Source organism: Pseudomonas sp. WS 5078, assembly GCF_012985745.1.
Taxonomy (GTDB): domain Bacteria; phylum Pseudomonadota; class Gammaproteobacteria; order Pseudomonadales; family Pseudomonadaceae; genus Aquipseudomonas; species Aquipseudomonas lundensis_A.
In genome coordinates this window covers 132,115-154,613 of record NZ_JAAQWX010000003.1, presented here as the reverse complement: position 1 = coordinate 154,613, position 22,499 = coordinate 132,115, and the positions used below count along the sequence as shown (strand labels likewise).

General features: G+C 56.5%; 20 protein-coding genes. 5 read left to right on the top strand and 15 right to left on the bottom strand.

Annotation, left to right across the window (positions count from 1 at the left end; translation table 11 throughout):
• The first annotated feature begins 96 nt into the window (after positions 1-96).
• Positions 97-1,314 (top strand): argininosuccinate synthase, encoded by a 1,218-nt coding sequence (locus tag HBN68_RS06095; RefSeq protein WP_094993791.1) that lies wholly within the window; start codon positions 97-99, stop codon positions 1,312-1,314.
• Positions 1,315-1,393: 79 nt separating this feature from the next.
• Here the strand turns inward: HBN68_RS06095 and HBN68_RS06090 are convergent, their stop codons facing one another.
• Entirely contained in the window at positions 1,394-2,182 is a 789-nt protein-coding gene (locus HBN68_RS06090) for a hypothetical protein (protein WP_169963214.1), read from the bottom strand.
• 985 nt (positions 2,183-3,167) lie between these two features.
• On the opposite strand from HBN68_RS06090, the gene HBN68_RS06085 reads away from it, so the two are divergent.
• Positions 3,168-3,794 carry a response regulator transcription factor gene (locus HBN68_RS06085; protein WP_047274014.1) on the top strand — a complete coding sequence of 209 codons (627 nt, stop codon included), beginning with the start codon at positions 3,168-3,170 and terminating at the stop codon, positions 3,792-3,794.
• 120 nt (positions 3,795-3,914) lie between these two features.
• On the opposite strand, the gene HBN68_RS06080 is transcribed toward HBN68_RS06085, so the two are convergent.
• From HBN68_RS06080 to metG, 4 genes are all read right to left on the bottom strand, one after another.
• A complete protein-coding gene (locus tag HBN68_RS06080) occupies positions 3,915-4,094 on the bottom strand; it encodes a hypothetical protein (RefSeq protein ID WP_094993643.1) in 180 nt (59 codons plus the stop codon).
• A gap of 106 nt (positions 4,095-4,200) precedes the next feature.
• A complete protein-coding gene (nth, locus tag HBN68_RS06075) occupies positions 4,201-4,839 on the bottom strand; it encodes an endonuclease III (protein ID WP_094993642.1) in 639 nt (212 codons plus the stop codon).
• Positions 4,840-4,911: 72 nt separating this feature from the next.
• Complete coding sequence (gene rsxB, locus HBN68_RS06070; RefSeq protein WP_169963216.1) at positions 4,912-5,934, bottom strand: electron transport complex subunit RsxB; 1,023 nt, start codon at positions 5,932-5,934, stop codon at positions 4,912-4,914.
• A gap of 181 nt (positions 5,935-6,115) precedes the next feature.
• Entirely contained in the window at positions 6,116-8,167 is a 2,052-nt protein-coding gene (gene metG, locus HBN68_RS06065) for a methionine--tRNA ligase (RefSeq protein WP_169963218.1), read from the bottom strand.
• A gap of 180 nt (positions 8,168-8,347) precedes the next feature.
• Here metG and apbC point away from each other — a divergent pair, with 180 nt between their 5' ends.
• A complete protein-coding gene (gene apbC / locus HBN68_RS06060) occupies positions 8,348-9,442 on the top strand; it encodes an iron-sulfur cluster carrier protein ApbC (protein ID WP_094993639.1) in 1,095 nt (364 codons plus the stop codon).
• Positions 9,443-9,562: 120 nt separating this feature from the next.
• Here apbC and HBN68_RS06055 read toward each other — a convergent pair whose 3' ends face one another.
• Positions 9,563-9,772: a cold-shock protein gene (locus HBN68_RS06055; RefSeq protein WP_002554837.1), complete on the bottom strand. Its 210-nt coding sequence runs from the start codon at positions 9,770-9,772 to the stop codon at positions 9,563-9,565.
• 352 nt (positions 9,773-10,124) lie between these two features.
• Here HBN68_RS06055 and dcd point away from each other — a divergent pair, with 352 nt between their 5' ends.
• Positions 10,125-10,691: a dCTP deaminase gene (gene dcd, locus HBN68_RS06050; protein WP_019411020.1), complete on the top strand. Its 567-nt coding sequence runs from the start codon at positions 10,125-10,127 to the stop codon at positions 10,689-10,691.
• 94 nt (positions 10,692-10,785) lie between these two features.
• Positions 10,786-10,986, top strand: coding sequence for a hypothetical protein (locus HBN68_RS06045; RefSeq protein ID WP_094993638.1), 201 nt, complete (start codon positions 10,786-10,788; stop codon positions 10,984-10,986).
• Between the two features lie 8 nt (positions 10,987-10,994).
• Here HBN68_RS06045 and pdeM read toward each other — a convergent pair whose 3' ends face one another.
• From pdeM to HBN68_RS06000, 9 genes are all read right to left on the bottom strand, one after another.
• On the bottom strand, positions 10,995-11,651 hold the full coding sequence (pdeM, locus tag HBN68_RS06040; RefSeq protein WP_094993637.1) for a ligase-associated DNA damage response endonuclease PdeM: 657 nt from the start codon (positions 11,649-11,651) through the stop codon (positions 10,995-10,997).
• Between the two features lies 1 nt (position 11,652).
• Positions 11,653-14,145 carry a ligase-associated DNA damage response DEXH box helicase gene (locus HBN68_RS06035; RefSeq protein WP_169963221.1) on the bottom strand — a complete coding sequence of 831 codons (2,493 nt, stop codon included), beginning with the start codon at positions 14,143-14,145 and terminating at the stop codon, positions 11,653-11,655.
• Between the two features lie 80 nt (positions 14,146-14,225).
• A complete protein-coding gene (locus tag HBN68_RS06030; RefSeq protein WP_169963223.1) occupies positions 14,226-15,353 on the bottom strand; it encodes a succinylglutamate desuccinylase/aspartoacylase family protein in 1,128 nt (375 codons plus the stop codon).
• A 139-nt stretch (positions 15,354-15,492) separates the two neighbouring features.
• Positions 15,493-17,148 carry an ATP-dependent DNA ligase gene (locus HBN68_RS06025; protein WP_169963225.1) on the bottom strand — a complete coding sequence of 552 codons (1,656 nt, stop codon included), beginning with the start codon at positions 17,146-17,148 and terminating at the stop codon, positions 15,493-15,495.
• A complete protein-coding gene (locus HBN68_RS06020; protein WP_169963227.1) occupies positions 17,145-18,164 on the bottom strand; it encodes a ligase-associated DNA damage response exonuclease in 1,020 nt (339 codons plus the stop codon). The genes HBN68_RS06025 and HBN68_RS06020 overlap by 4 nt, the downstream gene beginning before the upstream one ends.
• Before the next feature lie 133 nt (positions 18,165-18,297).
• Entirely contained in the window at positions 18,298-20,742 is a 2,445-nt protein-coding gene (locus HBN68_RS06015) for a penicillin acylase family protein (protein WP_169963229.1), read from the bottom strand.
• A gap of 204 nt (positions 20,743-20,946) precedes the next feature.
• On the bottom strand, positions 20,947-21,588 hold the full coding sequence (locus tag HBN68_RS06010; protein ID WP_094993631.1) for a glutathione binding-like protein: 642 nt from the start codon (positions 21,586-21,588) through the stop codon (positions 20,947-20,949).
• Between the two features lie 204 nt (positions 21,589-21,792).
• Entirely contained in the window at positions 21,793-22,005 is a 213-nt protein-coding gene (locus HBN68_RS06005) for an SEC-C metal-binding domain-containing protein (RefSeq protein WP_094993630.1), read from the bottom strand.
• Between the two features lie 7 nt (positions 22,006-22,012).
• Positions 22,013-22,498, bottom strand: coding sequence for an LEA type 2 family protein (locus HBN68_RS06000; RefSeq protein WP_169963231.1), 486 nt, complete (start codon positions 22,496-22,498; stop codon positions 22,013-22,015).
• Position 22,499 lies beyond the last annotated feature (1 nt).

Below are 22,499 nucleotides of genomic sequence, written 5' to 3'. Positions count from 1 at the left end.
CTGTCGCTTTGTCGTCTTAAGCTGTCGCGCCTCTGTAATTTATGCAACTTGAGCGGTAGACTGTTCGGCTTTTCGAACAACCCGTGGAGTGATGGCATGGCGGACGTAAACAAGGTCGTTCTGGCTTATTCGGGCGGCCTGGACACTTCGGTGATCCTGAAGTGGCTGCAGGATACTTATAACTGTGAAGTCGTAACCTTTACCGCTGACCTGGGTCAGGGCGAAGAGGTCGAACCTGCACGTGCCAAGGCGCAAGCCATGGGCGTCAAGGAAATCTATATTGACGACCTGCGCGAAGAGTTTGTTCGAGACTTCGTGTTCCCGATGTTCCGTGCCAATACTGTTTACGAAGGCGAGTACCTGCTGGGTACCTCCATCGCTCGTCCGCTGATTGCCAAACGCCTGATTGAAATCGCTAACGAAACGGGCGCTGATGCCATTTCCCACGGTGCCACAGGTAAAGGTAACGATCAGGTGCGCTTCGAGCTTGGCGCCTACGCACTGAAACCCGGCGTTAAGGTGATTGCGCCCTGGCGTGAATGGGATCTGCTCTCGCGTGAAAAATTGATGGATTACGCTGAAAAGCATGCAATCCCAATCGAACGCCACGGTAAGAAAAAATCCCCTTACTCCATGGACGCTAACCTGCTGCATATCTCGTACGAGGGCGGTGTGCTGGAAGACACCTGGACTGAGCACGAAGAAGAAATGTGGCGCTGGACCAAGTCACCTGAAGACGCACCCAATACGCCGACGTATCTGGAATTGACCTACCGCAATGGTGACATCGTGGCGTTGGACGGTGTTGAAATGACGCCTGCTACGGTATTGGCTACCCTGAACCGCATTGGCGGCGAAAACGGTATCGGTCGCCTGGATATCGTTGAAAACCGCTACGTGGGCATGAAGTCCCGCGGCTGTTACGAAACCCCGGGCGGCACCATCATGCTGCGTGCTCACCGTGCGATTGAGTCGATTACGCTGGACCGTGAAGTGGCGCACTTGAAAGATGAGTTGATGCCTAAATACGCCAGCCTGATTTACACCGGTTACTGGTGGAGCCCTGAGCGCGTCATGTTGCAGCAGATGATTGATGCCTCCCAAGCTCACGTGAACGGTGTCGTTCGTCTAAAACTCTACAAAGGTAATGTCATCGTCACCGGTCGTAAGTCTGATCAGTCGTTGTTCGATGCGAATATCGCAACCTTTGAAGAAGATGGTGGCGCTTACAACCAGGCCGATGCTGCAGGTTTTATCAAACTGAATGCACTGCGCATGCGTATTGCGGCGAATAAGGGTCGTACGTTGTTCTGATCGACTACGCCTGTTGAAAAAAAAGCCCCGGCCAATGGTCGGGGCTTTTTTTTAAAGCGCTTTTGAAGTGCCAATAATTTCAATGTGTCATGCTCAGTGAGTCAGTGTCGGTGTTGTAGGTGAAAACAGTGGTTGTGTCCCCTAAGTGAGTCTTCTTATAACTCAGCGCTGAGAGCGGGTATTTATTTATTAACTCGCTGACATGGCTGTTAATTAACAGAATAAGCACCTTGTTTTTATCGGCTGAGTTTTTTGATGAGATCATGTTTCTGTAAATGGTTGAAAGAACCTCCTCAAGATCATGCTTGCTTGTAAGGACTTCATCTGAATGAGTCAGGTTAGCGACCTGCAACCCGTCTGTTATGGTCCTTTTAAAGGTTTTGTATTTGGCCGATTCTGGCTCTTTATGCCGTTTGGTGGCTTCGCTCAGGCCCTTTTTTGTGCCTTGCTTGTGTGTGGATGACTGGGCGTGCGTATGGCTCTGAGGCAGCAGTACAAGGTTTTGCGGGGTGCAAAAGCTCAATGTTATGTCCGACCGGTCGGTTATTTTTTTGGGTGGTGATTTTAAATGTGGGAGTGGTTTGTTTTCACGCTCTTTTCTTGGGTTTGTCGACTCAATATTTGTGTCCAGAAAGTGTTTCTCGTTCGAGAAATCGGAGGGTGAGTAAAGCGTTCTGTTATTGAAATTCAATGTAATAAAGAAAAGGATAACCAGTGCGATCGGGAATGCGACCAAAAACCAGACATAGATTTCCTGATTCTCCTTGTTTATGTACGGCAGGGAAACGGATGCCGAGGCTTGCGTCAGTATTGAAAAAATCGCAATTACAGTCAGCGGATTTTTTGTAGTGGGTTTGCTCGTAAGCATAAGGGAACCTGCTTGTCTGAAAAGGCCTCAATTGATGAAAGAAGACAAATGTAATCGTAAAAATTATTTTTTGTCTGAGTTTATTGTCGGGCCTTGAGTGGTTTTAATAATGTGTCTATTTATAAAGTTAGCTGTGAGATTTTGAATGCGCAAGGTTTACTTGGGTCGCGCCGGCGGGGCGCATACGCTGCGCTATTTTGTTCGTTAGTTGTAGTCTATGTCTCGAGTCAAAGAGGGAGTTATTACAGGGTAGTCAATTTCAAACAGTGGGATGATGAATGCCTATAGAGGTGTCTAGCTGGGTTGTTGTGATATGTTTCGTAAAAAATAGAGTTAATTGATTCCTGCATATTTTTCCTAATGATCTGTAGTACCTTTCCTTAAGTGATAATTTGAAATACTTTCATGAGAAATAAGAGTAGATTTTGCTGCGTGAAATTAAATGTGTCAGGCGGCGCATAAGAGCATGCTAGTGTGGTTCGCCTACATATTTTAAGAGTTTTTCTGTAATGCTATTTATGTGGCATCAACAGCTCCAGACGTATTTTCATGTCTGTACGTGTTGTCATGACGAATATTGTTGATATAAGGTTTGTCACAAGTAACTGATTGTGGCTCCGATTCCTGGAGCACGAAGGTGCTTGTGTCAATTCGAAAACGGGAGGGATCTCAGGACGTAAATGACATGTATGGTGTTACGTCGAAGTGTCGCTTGCGTAAGTGCGATGGAATTGCAATAAAACACTCGTTTGATTAATCGTGTATCCGTACAGGCTGTGGGATACGGTTTTATTTTGTGAGGGTGTCCACGCTTTGTTGGGCGGGAAGCTTTTCTTTAGAGCAGTTTTTTGTAGGGAAAATCGTTATTTTATGTAGGTGATGTCTTTGGCTGTTAGTGCTCGGGGGGGGGCGCTATGCCCAGGGTGTTACGACTAGGCTATTGTGCTGACTCTAAAAATTCGAACAGCGAAAATTGGAATTACCCATGAATAAAGTGCTGATCGTGGATGATCATCCAGTGATCCGTCTTGCTGTACGTATGCTCATGGAACGACATGGCTATGAAGTCGTTGCTGAGACGGATAACGGTGTGGACGCATTACAACTTGCGCGTGAACATGCGCCGGATATTGTGATACTCGACATAGGAATACCTAAACTGGACGGGCTTGAGGTGATTGCTCGTCTATCAACTCCGGCGCTACCTGTGAAAGTGCTGGTTTTAACTTCACAAGCGCCGGGACATTTTTCCATGCGTTGCATGCAAGCCGGGGCGGCGGGATATGTGTGCAAGCAGCAGGATCTGACAGAGTTGCTCAGTGCAATAAAGGCTGTATTGTCGGGATACAGTTACTTTCCTAATCAAGCATTGCACTCTGTGCGCACCAGTCTTGGAAATGCCAGTGAAGCCGATATGGTAAATCGCTTGTCGGGCAGGGAGATGATGGTGCTGCAACAATTGGCACGCGGAAAAAGTAACAAGGACATCGCGGACGGGATGTTCTTGAGTAACAAAACCGTCAGTACCTATAAGACACGCTTGTTATTGAAACTTAACGCTCGCTCACTGGTTGACCTGATCGAGCTTGCTCAGCGCAACGGTTTAGTGTGAACGGCGGCACCAGTAAGTTTCACGTCTAGACGGCTATCTCGCTTGTATGGCGGGATAGCCGTTTGCTCAGGCCCCATGATTAAAATAGCCTCCTTGGGCAACAGGAGGCTTTTCAGCTCATCAAAGATCAAAGTCATAATCTGATAGCTGCTTCTGGAGTCTTCTCTCTTCCAGAAGGTTATCAATGGTTCTGCGTTTGGCGAGATTGGTCTTCGCAACCTCTGGGGGAGGGACTACCTCCTCTTGCTCGTCTGAGACAAGCTCATCGTCTACATCCAATTCTTCTTTGCCAGTGCTCATTCTGCTCACTCCAGACCAAGACAGCTATTGGCGCTCCTTATAGCGACAAATGTCGCAAGGGTAAAAAAGTTTTTCTCAATCGATCAGCCCATAAAATCACTATCGCTCAATCATCAGAGGTTTTCTGCTTGAACTCGCACAGGTCTTCGATTCGACAGCTCCCACATCTAGGCTTGCGAGCCTGACAAACATAGCGTCCATGCAGAATCAACCAATGGTGCGCATCCAGCAGGTAGGGCTTGGGTACGAACTTCATTAATTGCTTTTCGACCTCCACCACATTCTTGCCCGGTGCGATGCCGGTGCGGTTGCTCACTCGAAAAATATGGGTATCGACTGCCATGGCCAATTGCCTGAATGCGGTGTTTAGCACCACATTCGCAGTTTTACGGCCGACACCTGGAAGTGCTTCGAGCGCCTCCCGTGTCTGAGGCACCTGGCTGTCATGTCGCTCGATGAGTAATCGGCAGGCTTCAATCACGTTCTTGGCCTTGCTGTTATACAAACCGATGGTCTTGATGTACTCCGACAACCCTTCCACACCCAGAGCGTAGATGGCTTCTGGCGTATTCGCGACCGGAAACAATTTGGCCATCGCCTTGTTGACGCTCACATCGGTTGCCTGCGCGGACAAAATGACCGCGATTAGCAATTCGAAAGGTGATGAGTAAGCCAACTCCGTTTTAGGCTCAGGATTGTCTTCGTGAAATCGACGAAATATTTCAAGGCGCTTTGCGGCGTTCATGAGTAAGGGCGTTTCCTGATGTGCTGTCTGTCCAAGCGCTGTTGGGACAGTTGGGTCTCGGTCTGAGAAATATCAAGAGCTGGCGTCGGTCAACGAAGCAATCAGCTTTTCGGCCCGATCCACAGCTTCTTTTAGTGGTGCAAGTTCTTGGGTTGGCAGATCCAGATTGATCGATTTTTTCAATTCTGCCCGACGCAACGCCAGTTGAATTTTTGCGCGCTTGAGATCGGAACCCTGCGGGTGTGTTTTGGGCGCTGGTGGCTGAGGGCTTTTTTCGAGTGTCGCCAATGCCTGTTCGGCCAATTCAAACTGTTGCCCGAGCTGGTTGAGTTGAGCTTGTTGTTGAGCTGTTGGTGGGTGACCAAAGGCTTTTAGCGATTTGTGCAATTGGGCCCGGGCCATGGCCAGCGTAATTTTGGCCTGTTTAAGCGCGGCTTCATGACCGCTTGGCCGCAGGGCATGTGTTTGCGGCTCAGCTTCAGCCCGTGAGTGTGCCGCGACGGTGGGTTGCGAGCGTGCCGCACGTGCGGCTTGTCTGGTCGTTTCTTCGCGTGCGAGCCGGGTTTGACGCTGTTCGTAACGCCAACGTGCATGCTGCCGTTTGTTTGCCCGCGCTTCGAACTCCCCGGCTTGCTGCGCAAGTCCGCCTACAACTGGAATAACATTCGCAGGGAGCGGGCGCATTTCGATGCAGTCCACCGGGCAGGGGGCAACACACAGGTCGCAGCCCGTGCATTCATCCACGATCACGCTGTGCATCAACTTGGCAGCGCCGAGAATGGCATCAACCGGGCACGCCTGAATGCATTTGGTGCAGCCGATGCACTCAGCCTCGCGGATGTACGCAACTTGAGCTGGAGCAGAGCCGCGTTCGGGGTCGAGCTCAATGACAGGTACGCGGAGCAACTGTGCCAGGGCGCGAACGGTTTCTTCTCCGCCAGGCGGGCATTTGTTAATGGCTTCGCCCTGGGCAATCCCTTTCGCATAAGGTTTGCAGCCCGGGTGGCCGCATTTTCCGCACTGAGTTTGCGGCAATAAGGCATCGATCTGTTGTATCAGGCTCATTGTGGGGTGTTTCCAACGACAGCAAGCCATCTCCCGGCGTTCATGACGTGGGGATCATCGAAACGGGCTTGGCATTAACGCGTGAATGTCAGGTAAGTCATAGTCGCAGTCTAGCGAGGCTGGCTGATTATCCGACAAGGCAGGAAGGGAGGCTACTGAAGAACGTTCGCCAACGGCCGGTAGGCCATTGGCGAATGTGATACGCGGGGTCTTACTTGATGCGTTGACCCGGCTTGGCACCGCTGTCGGGGCTCAGCAGGTAAATTTCTTCACCGCCGGGACCCGCTGCCATGACCATGCCTTCCGAAATACCGAAACGCATTTTGCGCGGTTTCAGGTTGGCGATCATCATTGTCAGGCGACCTTCGAGTTCTGCCGGGTTCGGGTAGGCGCTTTTGATCCCGGAAAAGACGTTGCGCTGCTCATCACCGATGTCCAGCGTCAGGCGCAAGAGCTTGTCGGCACCTTCAACGGCTTCTGCCTTGAGAATCAGCGCCACGCGCAGGTCAACGGCCGCGAAGGCATCAAAGTCGATTTCGGCTGCCAGCGGTTCTTTTACCAGTTCGCCGTTACCTTTGGGGGTGGCGGAGCCTGTGTCAGTCTGGCTCGCAACCAGGTCTTCTTTTGACGCGTCAGTCATCGCTTGTACTTTTACCGGATCAATACGGGTCATCAGCGGCTTGAATGCATTCAACTGATGGTTGTTCAGCAGGGTCGTGTGATCGTCCCACGTCAACGGCGAGACATTCAGGAATGCTTCGGCATCGGCGGCGAGCACGGGCAGCACGGGCTTTAGGAAAATGATCAGTTGACGGAACAGGTTGATACCCAGTGCACACACTGCCTGGACTTCATCCTGTTTGCCTTCCTGCTTGGCCATGGCCCATGGCGCTTTTTCAGCAATCCAGGCGTTGGCGCGGTCGGCCAGTGCCATGATTTCGCGCATGGCGCGAGCGAAGTCGCGCGTTTCGTAGGCTTCAGCAATGCTCGGAGCGGCTGCCAGAAATGCATCCGTCAGCTCAGGTGCAGCGTTGCCTTCGACCATCACACCGGCATTGCCTTTGTGGATAAAGCCTGCGCAACGGCTGGCAATGTTAACCACTTTGCCGACCAGATCCGAGTTGACCTTTTGCACGAAATCTTCGAGGTTGAGGTCCAGGTCGTCGACCCCGCGACCCAGTTTCGATGCGTAGTAGTAACGCAGGTATTCAGGCGACAGGTGGTCCAGATAGGTGCGGGCCTTGATAAAGGTGCCGCGGGATTTGGACATCTTCTGGCCGTTGACCGTCAAATAGCCGTGGACATTGATGGCCGTGGGCTTGCGATAGCCTGCACCTTCGAGCATGGCTGGCCAGAACAGGGCGTGAAAGTTCACGATGTCTTTGCCGATGAAGTGATACAGCTCAGCGGTCGAATCTTTGGCCCAGTAGGCGTCGAAGTCCAGATCAGGACGGCGGGCGCAGAGATTCTTGAAGCTGGCCATGTAGCCGATAGGCGCATCCAGCCACACATAGAAATATTTGCCGGGCTCATCCGGGATCTCGAAACCGAAATACGGCGCATCGCGGGAGATGTCCCACTGTTGCAGGCCCGCATCCAGCCATTCGGCAATTTTGTTTGCCACGGCGTCTTGCAGGGCACCGCTTCGGGTCCAGCTTTTGAGCATGGCGTCGAAGTCTGGCAGTTTGAAGAAGAAGTGTTGCGACTCTTTGAGCACCGGAGTGGCGCCGGAAATCGCTGATTTTGGGTTCTTCAGATCTGTGGGGGCGTAGGTGGCACCACATTTTTCGCAGTTGTCGCCGTATTGATCTTCAGTGCCGCATTTCGGGCAGGTGCCCTTGATGAAGCGGTCGGCCAGGAACATTTTCTTTTCCGGGTCGAAGTACTGAGTAATCGAGCGGGTTGCGATGTGGCCGGCTTCACGCAGCTTGATGTAGATCGCACTCGACAGCTCACGGTTTTCTTCAGCGTGGGTCGAATGGAAATTATCGAAGTCAACGAGGAAATCGGCAAAGTCGGCGCTGTGCTCAGCCTGAACGTTGGCGATCAGTTGCTCGGGTGTGATGCCTTCTTTTTCGGCGCGCAACATGATTGCCGAGCCGTGGGCGTCGTCTGCGCAAACGTACGTGCATTGGTTGCCGCGTTGCTTCTGGAAGCGCACCCACATATCGGTCTGGATGTACTCAAGCATATGGCCAAGGTGGATTGAACCATTGGCATAGGGCAGGGCGCTGGTGACGAGGATCTTGCGTGGCTCGGACATGGGGCTCGGCTACTTGATGAGACGGTGGTCGGCCACTATAAAGCGCCAGACAATATATTTCACCCCGTGGACACGTATCTGTGGGTTTATGGTGTTTCAAGGGCTTTTAAAAGCCTGCTTTGGTCGCCTCAGAAGGTTAGGATAGCGGCCTGTTTTAATCAGACCTTTCGGGAGTTGCCCATGAGCGCCGTCAATCGCGCAGCGGTGGAGGCTGTCCTTCGCCAGTACACCGACCCTTACTTGAATCAGGACCCTGTGTCTGCCGGCTGCGTCCGTCATGTCGATATTGAAGGTGATCGCGTTAGCGTGCAGCTTGAGCTGGGTTACGCTGCGGGCCTGTTCAAAAATGGCTGGGCGCAGATGCTGCAAATGGCCATTCAAAACATGGACGGCGTGACAGCTGCCAAGGTTGAGGTCAATTGCGTGATTGCGGCGCACAAGGCTCAGGGACAAATCCCTGAGCTGGCCAATGTCAAAAATATTGTGGCAGTGGCGTCGGGCAAGGGTGGCGTGGGCAAATCCACCACGGCCGCAAACCTTGCGTTGGCACTGGCGCGCGAAGGTGCGCGGGTCGGTATTCTGGATGCCGACATTTATGGGCCGAGCCAGGGTGTAATGTTCGGCATTCCGGAAGGCACTCGGCCAAAGATCCGTGATCAGAAGTGGTTTGTGCCGATCGAAGCACACGGTGTTGAAGTGATGTCCATGGCGTTTTTGACCGACGACAACACGCCGATGGTGTGGCGCGGTCCAATGGTGTCCGGCGCGCTGTTGCAGCTGGTGACGCAAACAGCCTGGAATGATCTGGACTACTTAGTGATTGATATGCCGCCGGGTACGGGGGATATCCAGCTTACTCTGGCGCAGAAAGTTCCGGTCACCGGGTCTGTCGTGGTGACCACGCCGCAAGATCTGGCACTGCTGGACGCGCGCAAAGGTGTCGAAATGTTCCGCAAGGTCAATATCCCGGTATTGGGTGTCGTTGAGAACATGGCGGTCCACATCTGCTCCAATTGCGGTCACGCTGAGCATCTGTTTGGGGAGGGCGGGGGTGAGAAGCTTGCGACTCAATACGGTGTTGAGGTCTTGGCCTCATTGCCATTGTCGATGTCCATCCGTGAGCAGGCAGACAGCGGCAAGCCGACGGCGATTGCCGAGCCGGACAGTCCAATCGCATTGATTTATCAGGAATTGGCCCGGCATGTGGGGGCGCGCATCGTCTTGCACGAAGCGGCATCTCAAGCCATGCCCAGCATTACCAACAGCGACGATTGATATTCGGCAGTGGGGGCGGGCTAGCTCGCTCCTGCTGGCGTGCGTGGCGCTTAATGTTTTTGGACGGGCATAAAAAAACCCCGCTTTTGAGGGCGGGGTTTTTTACTGGATCAGTACAAGTTAGATAACTTGAACTTCCTCAGCTTGCATGCCTTTCTGACCGCGAGTAGCGATGAAAGAAACCTGTTGGCCTTCTTTCAGGCTTTTGAAGCCGTCGGACTGGATTGCTTTGAAGTGAACAAACAGGTCGTCACCGGATTGTGGAGTGATGAAGCCGAAGCCTTTTTCATCGTTGAACCACTTAACGGTACCAGTTTGGCGATTAGACATGGTGTAACTCCTTGGACAAAGATAACTGCGACTCAGGAAAAGCCCTGGCCGAGACTGAGTGCAAAGAGCAGGAAAAATTCTTGGAGATGGTTGGATCGAAATTCAACATCGTGTAGAGATTCTCAGTGACACAAGCAACACAGTGACGCCACCTTAACCCTTTTTCAGGAACGTGCAAAGGGTCTTTGCGAAGGTTTCTCTAAAAACGTGACTGGCGGTTGGCCTCACAGCCTGTATTCCCGGTAGGTACAGCTATTTTCAATAAATCTGTCTCAGGCTTTTGAACCTGACACCGCGCACCGGTAAGATGCCCAACAGAATTTTTCCACCTCGCTATTCAGGACACCCCGCCATGAGCATCAAATCAGACAAGTGGATCCGCCGCATGGCGCAAGAGCACGGCATGATCGAACCCTTCGTTGAGCGCCAGGTGCGCGGCGAAGGCGCCGACCGTCTGATCTCCTATGGTGTGTCGAGCTACGGCTATGACGTGCGTTGCGCGAACGAATTCAAGGTGTTCACCAACATCAATTCCGCCACCGTCGATCCAAAAAATTTCGATGAAGGCAGCTTTGTCGATGTCACCAGTGACGTGTGCATCATTCCCCCCAACTCGTTCGCCCTGGCGCGCACCGTCGAGTACTTCCGTATTCCGCGCAACGTGCTGACTATCTGTCTGGGCAAGAGCACGTACGCCCGCTGCGGCATTATCGTCAACGTGACCCCGCTTGAGCCGGAGTGGGAAGGCCACGTGACGCTGGAGTTCTCCAACACCACGACCTTGCCAGCGAAAATCTACGCCAACGAAGGTGTCGCACAGATGTTGTTCTTTGAGTCCGATGAAGAATGTGAAGTCTCCTACAAGGACCGTGGTGGCAAATACCAGGGCCAGCGCGGCGTGACCTTGCCACGTACCTGACGAGCTGAGGGAATTCCTGAGCGAAAATGCACTCTACTGAGTGTATTTCCGGTGATGCACCCAGCGCGCCGGATCCACGCTCAGGAGTGCCCCTATGAAGATTGATCCGAGTATCCGCGCCCAATTGGCCAGCCTTGAACCTAATCAGGTCGGTATGTTGGCCTGGTCGCTGCTCGCACACCCTCAGATGCAAGCAGGCGGTATCCCCGGCCAGCCTGATCCCGATACCCCGCAGCCCACTGAACCGGGCGTTCCGACGATTCCCGACGAGCCTCCACCTGCCCCCGTGGCGTGAATATTCAGTCAGTCATGCGTCAGTGGCCACACGCCCTCATCTGCTACCAGATACAGGCGCGTGCCGGGCGCAGGGCTGATGTTCATCCCCCCAGTGAATGCGCCGAACGCCGGTAATACGCTGACCTTGGTGCCAAGACAGAAGCAGGGCGCCCGTACGCTCTGTCTGCCCTTACCGCGCAGTCGGTATGTAGGATGCACATGACCGGCCAGCACATGGTGTGTTTCATGGGGATCTGGCTCATGCTGAAGTGCAAAGGGCCCCAGCAGTAGCGGCTCGGCAATCACCTCAATCTTCAACGCGTCTGGTGGATCTCCTGCGCGCCGGTCGTGGTTGCCCCTTATCAAAGTCATCGTCACCTCGGAATGCGCTTCGCGCCAGGTGCGAATGGCGGCCAATGTGTTGAGCGCGTGGGATTCAGGTGCGTGCAGAAAGTCCCCTAGAAAAATCACTTCTGTGCAGGGATAACGCTTCATTAAACGATTCAGTACATCGATATTGGTTTGAGTCGTTCCTGTCGGCACCGGCTGGCCCAGTTTTCGATAGGCTGCCGCCTTGCCGAAATGCGCGTCAGCAATCAACAGGGTTTGCCGCCGCGGCCAAAACATTGCCTTTTCTGCCAACAGCCATACTTCTTCACCTGCCAGTTCAACCGCTAGCTTCATGCTATTTCGTTCCTTTCAAGGCAGCGGCTTCCAGGTCCTTGACCATGCGGGCGATGCGGTCCGCCAGTTTCTCGGAGCTTAGACTTTCGCGAAAGCGCTCCACTAGGAGTGGAAAGGCGAACGGGGTTGCCCGCTTAATAGCCTGCAGGTCGAGCGTTAAGGCGCGCATGTCCCTCAAGGTCAGTTCCAGGCGCTGAATGTCCAGCTCCTGGCGCAACACCTCCTCCTGGGCTTGGGTCAGTAACAGGTTGTTGGCGTCGTATTGCTTGAAAACTTCAAAAAACAAACCGCTGGAGGCTTGAACCTGCCGCGTGCTTTTTTGCGCGCCGGGATAGCCGCCAAAAACCAGTCCTGAAATGCGCGCAATCTCCCGAAAGCGCCTGAGGGCCAGCTCACCGGCGTTGAGGCTGGCAAGAATGTCTTCCAGCAAGTGACCCTCATCAAACAGGCCTGCGTTCAGAAGGGACGCCCAGTCCACTGCAGTTGCACTGAGCAGTTCAAAACCATAGTCATTCACCGCGATTGAGAATGTCAGCGGTTGCTGTTGACTGACCCGCCAGGCCAACAGGCTGGCCAGCCCCAGGTGCACCTGCCTGCCAGCAAAGGGATACAAGAACAGGTGCCAGCCTTCACGGGATTTAAGGGTCTCGGCCAACAGGGTGTGGGTGCCGGGCAGGGCCGACCACGCCTCTTGCACCGCCAGCAAGGGTTTGATTGCCTGCATTTCCGGGCCTGTGAACTGACCGTGGCGAGCGGCATCCAGCTGCGCGACCACGGCATGCGCCAGCTCGCTGGACAGTGGCATTCGTCCTCCATTCCAGCGCGGTACGGCGGCTTTTTTACCCGAGGTGCGTTTGACGTACGCCACCATGTTTTCGACGCGCACCAGCTCAAGCAAGCGCCCGCCGAACAAAAAGCCGTCCCCCGGTTTAAGCCTTGCAATAAAGCCTTCTTCGACACTGCCCAGCGATTGCCCGCCGCCGCCTTTGCGCCAGTACTTAAGCTGGATACTGGCGTCACTGACGATGGTGCCGATGCTCATACGGTGGCGTCGGGCCAGGCGTGCGCTGGGGACTCTCCACACGCCATCGGCATCGGGCTCAACGCGCTGATAGTCCGGATACGCCGTCAGCGAGTCGCCGCCATGATGGACAAACGCCAGCGCCCAGCGCCATTGTTCCTCGCTCAAGTCGCGATAAGCCCAGGTGCTGCGCACTTCGTCGAGTAATTCATCAGGCAGAAAACCGCCGGCCAACGCCATGCTGACCAGATGTTGCACCAACACATCCAGCGGGCAGTGGGGGGATTCCCGGGGCTCGATCAAACGGGCCGCCACTGCGGCTTTGGCGGCTGCTGCTTCTACCAGTTCCAGGCTGTGGGTCGGCACCAGCGTAACGCGCGAAGGCCGCCCCGGCGCATGCCCCGAGCGCCCGGCGCGTTGCATCAAACGGGCAATGCCTTTGACCGAGCCGATTTGCAGCACCCGCTCAACCGGTAAGAAATCCACGCCCAGATCCAGACTCGACGTACATACAACCGCCTTCAGTGTGCCTTCCTTGAGGCTGCGCTCGACCCAATCGCGCACGCCTCTGGCCAATGAACCGTGGTGCAGGGCAATTAATCCGGCCCAATCGGGACGGGCCTCTAGCAACGCCTGATACCAAATCTCGGATTGCGCGCGGGTATTGGTAAAAATCAGGCAACTGGCGCTGCTGTCCACCTCGTTCACAACTGCCGGCAACATGCGCAAGCCGATGTGCCCCGCCCAGGGAAAGCGTTCTATCGAGGGCGGCAACAGGGTGTCGACCTGCAAATCCTTAATGACGTTGCCCTGTACGCTGGCGCCCCCGCCTTGCGGCAACAGCACGTCCTGAGCGTGGGCCTGATTACCAAAGGTTGCAGAAATGCCCCACACAATCAGTTGTGGATTCCACTTGCGCAATCGAGCTAACGCCAATTGCAGTTGTACTCCGCGTTTGTTGCCAATCAACTCATGCCACTCATCGACCACCAACATGCGCAGGTTGGCCATCTGTGCCTCTGCGTCAGCACGGGTCAGCAGCAAGGTCAGGCTTTCGGGTGTGGTGACCAGCGCACTGGGCAGGCGACGGCCCTGTCGGGCGCGTTCACTGCTGCTGGTGTCGCCCGTGCGCAGGCCAACGGTCCATGGGATGTTCAAATCTGCCAGCGGTGCATCCAGCGCACGCGCGGTGTCCGCTGCCAGCGCGCGCATGGGGGTGATCCACAGCACCGTCAGCGGTGCTGAGGCCGGTTTGCGCGATTTGGGCGCAGTGAGCGGTTTGGCTGGCGCAGCACGGGCAAAACGGTTGAGTGCTGCAAACCATACCGCATAGGTTTTGCCAGCACCGGTGCTGGCATGCAGCAGCCCGGACTCACCGCGCTTGACCGCCGCCCAGACTTTTTTCTGAAAGTCGAACGGTACCCACTGTCGAGCAGTGAACCACTGTTTCGCGAAGTTAGTAGAGTCAGCCATACGCGCGGGCGATGCTCTGAGGGGGGCTTGATTTACAGACCGCGAGCGCCGCCGGTTAGTGCCCAAAATTGTCGTTCGCCTCAAGGCGACAGCAGGTACCCGCTGCGGCACTCCCCGGCCCCCGCCACATGGGCGATGACCATGCCAGCCGTGGCCATGCGCCGCAACGAGCGGGCATACAACACGCCGTCGGTTGCGCTGTAAACCGGCGTGACACGATCGCTGACCGGATCAATAACCTGGGCGATGAGTTGCCCGTCGCGCAGTTTCTCGCCCGGGCTGGCGCAAAATACCAGCAACCCCCCAACGGGCGTTGCAACCGGTTCAACCCCGGCCAGCGGCGTAGCAGGGCACAACAACGCGGGTGCAGGGGGCGGATCGCCAGCAATGGCGCCCATGTCGATCAAATAATCAAGCAATGCCTCACAGTCGGCCTTGGCCATGGGATGGCTGACGTCATGCTGACCGCGCAACTCCACGGTGACCGACACACAACCCTGGGGGATGGCAGCGACGTGACCGAAGCGTTGTTTGAGCTCCCACCACACGAGCGTCAGGCACTCATCGAAGGACAACCCGCCAGAGTCGGTGGCCAGCAGGCTTGCCAGTGCACCGATGCGACGGGCCAGCGGCTCGACCCGAGGCCAGGCATCGGGGGTCGTGTAAAGGTGAGGGACGGCTTCAAAATCGCAATGCAGGTCCAGCACGATATCGGCATCGCAAGCCAGTGTTTGCAGGGTGGAACGCAGTGATTGCAGAGGGGTGGCGGGTACGTGTTGGGCGAGGGTTGCACGCACGTGATGGCGAATCAGGTGCAGGTTATGGTCAGGGTCATCGGTTAAAAGCCCTTCAATGGCATCACCTATTTCCAGGCTCAAATCGAGAAACAGGCGATTGAAGTTCTGCCCGCTTTCCAGTTCAAAACGACCCAGAGGCACGTCCATCAACACTTGTTCCAGGCCGGCGGGATTGGCCATGGGCACGACCACGATTTCACTGCGCAACCGGCCATCGTTTTCCAGCTCTGCCAGCCGCTGCTTGAGGTGCCAGGCCACCAGCATGCCTGGCAGTTCATCTGCGTGCAGTGCGGCCTGAATGTAGACCTTGCCCTGTGGTTGGTCAGGCCCATAGTGAAAACTGTGAATGTGCCGCTCACCGCCGGGCACGGGGGCCAGCAGGGGGTGGGTTTGATGTCGCTTTGTTTGCATGCAAAAGTCCCGATGAGCCAAGTCAGGGCGCGCCAGCCTGCAGCGTTCCGGCGAGTGAGGTCACGCAGGCGCGAATAATGGCAGCGATGCTGGCGCGCGCATAGCACCCACACCGCGCTTTCCACACCGGTGATGGCCTTTAGCCCAGCAGTGCTTGCAAGGTTTCAAGGCTGTCGGCATCCGCGACACCTTTGTCATGTCGCCAGCGCAACATGCGCGGAAAGCGCACGGCGATTCCACTTTTATGGCGTTTTGACAGGGCAATGCCTTCAAACCCCAGCTCGAACACCATGCTGGGAGTCACGCTGCTGACCGGCCCGAATTTCTCGACGGTGGTCTTACGTACGATGGCGTCGACTTTGCGCATTTCTTCGTCGGTCAAACCTGAATAAGCCTTTGCAAAAGGCACCAATTGGCGGTCGGATTTTTCCGGCGGACCGTCCCACACGGCAAATGTGTAATCGCTGTAGAGGCTGGCACGGCGACCATGCCCGCGTTGGGCGTAGATCAGCACAGCATCGACGCTGAACGGGTCGACTTTCCATTTCCACCACACGCCCACGTCTTTGGTGCGCCCGACGCCGTACTGGGCTGTGCGCGATTTGAGCATCATCCCTTCCACGCCCAGGGCGCGAGAGGTGGTGCGTTGTTGCGCCAAGTCAGCCCAGTCGCTGCCGTGCAATTTGGGGGACAGCTGCAGCGCTGGCTGGTTGGCCTGATCCACTGCACCTTCCAGTTGCGCCCGTCGTTGCGCCTGCGGGTGCTGGCGCCAGTCCTGGCCTTGCCACTCCAGCAAGTCGTATGCAAGCAGCACCACCGGAATCTCCTGAAGGATCTTTTTGCTTAGCGTCTTGCGGCCAATACGCTGCTGCAGCAGGGCAAATGGCTGCACGTTGGGGCCGGCCTGCGGTGCGTGATGCCAGACCACGATTTCGCCATCGATGACGCACCCATCCGGTAGTGCAGCGCCCATTTCCAAAAGCTCCGGGAAGCGCTCGCTGATTAATTCCTCGCCCCGCGACCAGAGCCACACTTGCCCGTCGCGCTTGACCAGTTGTGCACGTATACCGTCCCACTTCCATTCCACTTGCCAGTCTGCGGGCGGCCCCAGCAGGGCCTCGAATTGTTCGACCGGCAGTTGCAGCGGGTGTGCCAGGAAAAACGGGTAAGGTTGCCCGCCACGTTGTGCGTGTTCGTCAGCGGAGGGTTCGGCGATCAGTTTCAGGTAATCGGCCGCAGAAGGTTTGCGCGACAGCTCGGTATACCCCACCAGCCGCTGGGCCACGCGCTTACTGTCGACCCCGGCCAGGGCCGCGAGCGCGCGGGTCACCAGCAGTTTGGAGACGCCCACGCGAAAACTGCCGGTGATCAATTTGATGCAGACCATCAGGCTTTGTTGATCCAGTTGCGCCCACAGCGCGGGAAGTCGCAGGGACAAAGCATCTGGCGTCGCTCCGCGCAGCGGTAACAGATGGTTTTCAACCCAGTCGGCGAGCCCTGTCTCACTGCTGTGCGGGGACTCGGGCAACAGCAGCGACAGGGTTTCGGCCAGATCCCCCACCGCCTGGTAGCTTTCTTCGAACAGCCACTCAGGCAAGTCGGCCTGCTGCATGCCAATCTCGCGCAGCACGCGGCTGGGCACCAGTTGGCGCGGGCGTCCGCCTGCCAAGAAGTACACCGCCCACGCGGCATCCGCGGGTTGGGCCTGGCTGAAATAGTCTTGCAGCGCGGCCAGCTTGGCGTTGCTGGAGGTGGTGGCGTCGAGCCGACCATAGAGCTGGGCGAAGGCTTTCATGAGGCAGGCTCCGGTAGGGGCGCTGCTTCTTCGTCATCGCCATATTCAGTGACAAAGCCTTGGGCATCCAGCCCCTTTTCCCGCAGAAACCGTACCAGGGTGCCGATGGATCCATGGGTGACCATGACCCGTTGCGCACCGGTCTGTTCGATGGCCCACAACAATCCGGACCAGTCGGCGTGGTCGGAGAGGATAAACCCGCGATCAACACCCCGGCGTCGCCTCGGACCGCGCAGGCGCATCCAGCCGCTGGCAAAGGCATCGCTGTAGTCGCCAAAGCGGCGCATCCAGGTGCTGCCGCCCGAGGAGGGGGGCGCCAGAATCAATGCCTGCCGCAGCAAGGGATCAGTCTTTTTGAGGTCCCCTGCGTACAGCGTTTGCGGGATGTAAATGCCGGCGTCGCGGTACACCCGGTTTAGTGGCTCCACAGAACCGTGAGCCACGATCGGGCCAATACTGGCGTCGATGCCATGCAAAATACGCTGCGCTTTACCGAAGGCATAACAGAACAACACGCTGGCCTTGCCTACGCGCTGATTGGCCCGCCACCACTGGTTGATTTCGGCAAAAATCTGCGCTTGTGGCTGCCAACGGTAAATCGGCACGCCAAAGGTCGATTCGGTGATGAACGTGTGGCAGCGCACGGGCTCGAACGGCGCGCAGGTGTCGTCGGGTTCCACTTTGTAATCGCCGGAGGCCACCCACACTTCGCCTTTGTACTCCAGTCGTACCTGCGCCGAGCCCAGCACATGGCCCGCAGGGTGAAAGCTGAGGGTAACGCCATGGTGTTTCAGGGGTTCGCCGTAGGCCAGAGTTTGCAGGCTGATGTCGTGCCCCAGCCGCGCACGTAAAATGCCCGCGCCGGGTTCGGCGGCCAGGTAATGGGTGTTACCCGTGCGCGCATGGTCGCCATGCCCGTGGGTAATTACCGAACGTTCGACAGGGCGCCAGGGGTCGATGTAAAAATCCCCGGGCGGGCAGTACAAGCCTTCAGGTCGCGCAATCACAAGGTCCATGGGGATGCCGTGGCAATGGGCTTGTTATGTAGGAGGCAAGGACAGGGCGGGAAGTTCGAAAAAGGTGCAGGTGCTGACACTGCCGCGCAAGGTGGGCTCGGTGAACCTTCCCGGCGCGGCAGTGCTCGCGGTTTTACCTGCCCGGCGTCAGCGTCAGGCGGGTTTTTCCATACACCTTGTCGAAATGTTGCGGTTGCATCGGGAAGCTCAGGTACTGGCCTTTAAGCCACGGATCGATGCCATCGGCGTAATGCGGGCTGGCCGGGTTGCTGGATTGTCCGCTGCTGTTCTGCGCCATCATCGGTTCGACCTGCCCGAAGTCGACGATCATGCGCATGGCCGGGATCAACGTCGTGTCAAAGTTCGAATCCCCCAGGCGATAAGCGGCGATGTTCAGCGTGGTGTGATCACCGCCCGCCGCGATGGGGCCGCGCACAGCCTGGCCTTGGGCATTGCGCCAGACGTAAGTGTGCAACTTGCCCCATTGCCAGGCTTTGAGATCGCTGCCCATCAGGCGTTCACCGTTGTCGACAGCGGCCACCAGGCTATGCGCCAGGACTGTCGGTTTGTCTCGTGCTTTTCCATTGCGGGCGTCATTCCAGAATGGACTGTCCTCGCGGCTCAGCAAGTGATCGGCCTGAGCCGAGTACGACAGGTTGCCGTTGCTGATGAATGCCTGCCAACTGGCGCTGTTCTCAGGCCCGAGGGCGTCAAGGAACGTCACTTGCGTACTGGCCTGCAGGAACAGTTCATAGAGCGCGGCATTGGCCGAGCTTGCGCTGAGCTTGCCGTCAAAGGCCAATAACCGGCTCAAGGCTTCGCGCGCCTTGGGTTGATCGGCAGCGGGCAGGGCAGCAATGGCCTGTTTCAAGGGCTGGGTCATGCCGGGCGCGGTGAGCATGGCTTTGAGCTTGGGGGCGAACAGGGTGACCTGATCGTACTGCATGGCAATCAGGCTGCGCGCGTCCTGCTTGCCGCTGCCTGCCAGTTGCGCGATGCGCTCACTGCGTTCGGGCGACAGCCACGAGTTTGACAGTTGCATGCCGTAGCCATAGGCCGCCGTGCGCTGATTGGCTGTGCCGAGCCACCCTTGAGCCGGGTCTTGATCGTAGGGATGCAACATGGCATCGGCGTATCCGTCCCAGTCATAGCGACTTTCCCAGCCCGGCGACGGGATCAGGCCCAGGCCCTCGCGGCGGTTGGGGTACAGGCCGGTCACTTGCCAGCCAATATGCCGGGCGTCGGCATACAACAGGTTGAGGGCGACCGAACGGATTTCACGGCTGGCGTCAGAGGCTGCCTCGCTGGTTTGGGCGCGGGACAGGTTGAAAAACGCGTCCAGCGTCTTGTCGTCCTTAAAGTCCGGCATTTGCAGGGCCAGGCCCAGGCTACTGTTCAGCGCAGTATTGAGCAGTGGCCCGTGACGGGTTTCATAGACGGCTTCACGAATCGGGCGCTGGCCTTTGATGAAGAAGGTTTCATTGCGCACGCTGGCGGGCAGCCATTTACCGTTCGACAGGTAGTAAAGACGATTGCCTTCGCGTTTGAGTTTCTCAACAAACACGTCCTGATTGTCGCCCATGGCCATGCTCATGCCCCACGCAACGTTACCGTTGAAACCGGCAAGCAGGGTCGGCAGCCCGGCAATCGAGGCCCCCGCAGCCTGATATTTTGGGGCGCGGATTTGCACGTAGCTCCAGGCCGAAGGGATGCCGATGGGCTGATGAATATCGTTGGCCAGCAGGCTTTTGCCCGAGCGGCTGCGTTGCGGGCCTATCGCCCAGTCACTGGACGCCGTTACGCCCGGCATGCTCAGGCGGGTGACCTGTTCGAGGGCATGCGTCACGCTGTCCAGCCCTTGCAACGCAGTGCCAAAGTTCAACCCCTTGAGTTTCTCGGCCTCACTGGTAGGCAATGCTTCACCGGGGTAGGTCGGCATCAGCCATGGCAATTTGTCGCTGCCCACTTTCTGTGCCAGCACCAGCGCATTCAACTCCTCTTGCAGGTTGGTTGACATGCCGAAGCTCAGCAGGCTGTACACCAGTGCCGAATCTTCTGGTTTCCAGTACTCGGCCTTATAACCTGCCCGGGCCAGATCTTCGGGCAGTTTGTCGCGGTAGCGAAACAGGTAAGCGTTAACGCCCCGGGCATACACCTCAAAAAACTTTTTCAGGCGCGGCGATGCACTTTTGTACAGCTCGCTGGCGTTCTTCTTCAGGTTGATGCTGCGCATCAGGCGGTCGGTTGGCAGGGCATCGGCACCCTCCAGTTCCGCCAGACGGCCTTGCGCGAGCAGGCGCAGGCGTACCATCTGGCTGATGCGATCACTGGCGTGCATATAGCCCAGCGTGAAAAGTGCGTCATGGAAACTGCTGCTTTCAATCAGCGGCATGCCCTGTGCGTTACGCCGCACCGACACGTTCTGCGCCAGCCCTTTGAGCGGCTGCACCCCTGACGTGGGCACCAGGCTTTGGGTGGCAGGGTTGTTCATCTGGCAACCGGTCAGGCTCAGAAAACCGACCACTGCCGCGGCAACGCCGAACCGGGGTAAACAATAAGTGAAGGCTGGCGAGACCATGGCAAAGCTCCTGCGAAGGGGGTGTCATCGAAAGGCGCTACGTTAGTGACGCGCAAGAGGGCACGCAAGGGCTATATGGCGAAAAGCCAAGTGCAGGCGCCGTCAGCATCGCACGCTGTGTTATTGCGGCCGAACGGCGCAAGGCGCTATGTGCCGCTGGCCTGCAGCGGCAGCGTTATAGCAGCTTCAAACTGCGAGGGTTGTTTATTGTGGCGGGTTGATCTTGGCCACCAGCGCGTAGGCCCGCTCAGTGGCGGGGCGTGCCTTGATGCGGTCAAACCAGGTTTTCAGCGCCGGGAAGTCGTCCAGATTCTGCCCTTGCCAGGCATGCGGCACGATCCACGGGTAAATCGCCATGTCCGCGATGCTGTACGCGTCACCTGCAACAAACTGCCGGCCTTCCAGTTGCTTGTTCAAGACGCCATAGAGGCGGGCCGTTTCGTCGGTATAGCGCTTGATCGCGTAAGGGATTTTTTCGGGCGCAAAACGATTGAAGTGGTGATTTTGCCCCGCCATTGGCCCCAGGCCGCCCATTTGCCAGAACAGCCACTGCAGCGCCATTTGCCGCCCTCGCAAATCCTTGGGCAAGAACTGTCCGGTTTTCTCGGCCAGATACAGCAGGATGGCACCCGATTCGAACAGCGAGAGCGGCGCGCCACCGTCCGCCGGGGTTTGATCGACAATGGCCGGAATGCGGTTGTTGGGCGAGATTTTCAGGAAAGCAGGCGCAAACTGTTCATTTTTACTGATGTTGACCGGGTGGACCTTGTAGGGCAGGCCAGCTTCTTCGAGAAACAGTGAAACCTTGTGGCCGTTTGGGGTGGTCCAGTAGTAAAGATCGATCATGAAGGGCTCCAGAAGCGAATGTTCACGTTGAAACTGGTGCTCGGCAAAGGTAGCAGTTCACTCGCAGTTGTCAGTTTTACTCGCGCCGTTGTGAAGGGGAAACGTGTCAGTGCAAGTTTTGGCAGGAAATCTCAGGCGGTAAAAATACAAACGCCGCACATGCCTGAAGGCAGGTGCGGCGCAGGTCGGGCGCTGTTTAAAGGATCAGGCGCCGTGACACTTTTTGAATTTTTTGCTGCTGCCACACGGGCAAGGATCGTTGCGGCCAACGTCTTTCAACGCATTGCGCACAGGCTCCTGATGGGCGTGACCGCAGTTCGGGCCATGCACATGACCGGTACCGTGGTCATGGGCGTGATCATGCTGATCATGATCGTGGTTGCAGTCTGGGCCGTGAACGTGGGGTTGTTGGGTCATTGCTCAATCACTCTGGAATAAAATCGCCGGGGATTATCTCGCCTTTGCGCATGACGTGCACGTCGTTACCGTAGAACAGGCCGGTCTCCAGCGTGCCTTCAAGCCGATAAGGGATTGGTTCGTCAGGCGACTCCAGCAATTTGACCAGGGGTTTGACGTGTTGCCACATATTGGTGCGCACCGGGACTACGTAGTCGGCCGTGCCTTTGGGATCAACGCTGAACCATTGGCTGTGTTCGCCTTCTGTCAACAAAATGGGGCCCAAGTACACTTTGTAGCTGATGCCGCGGACGGTGAGGGTGGAGTCGTTGGGGTTATCCACCCTGAAGTGCAGCTTGAAGCGCTGCTCCAACAGTTTGGCCTGAATTAGTTCAACACGCTCCAGGCGCACTCCGGGGTCTTTGTCCGAGGACTCAAACCAGGAGGCGCACCCCGACAGACCCACTATCAGCAAGAGGGCGGCGGTGTGTTTAATAAGTGCCCGAGCATCCATT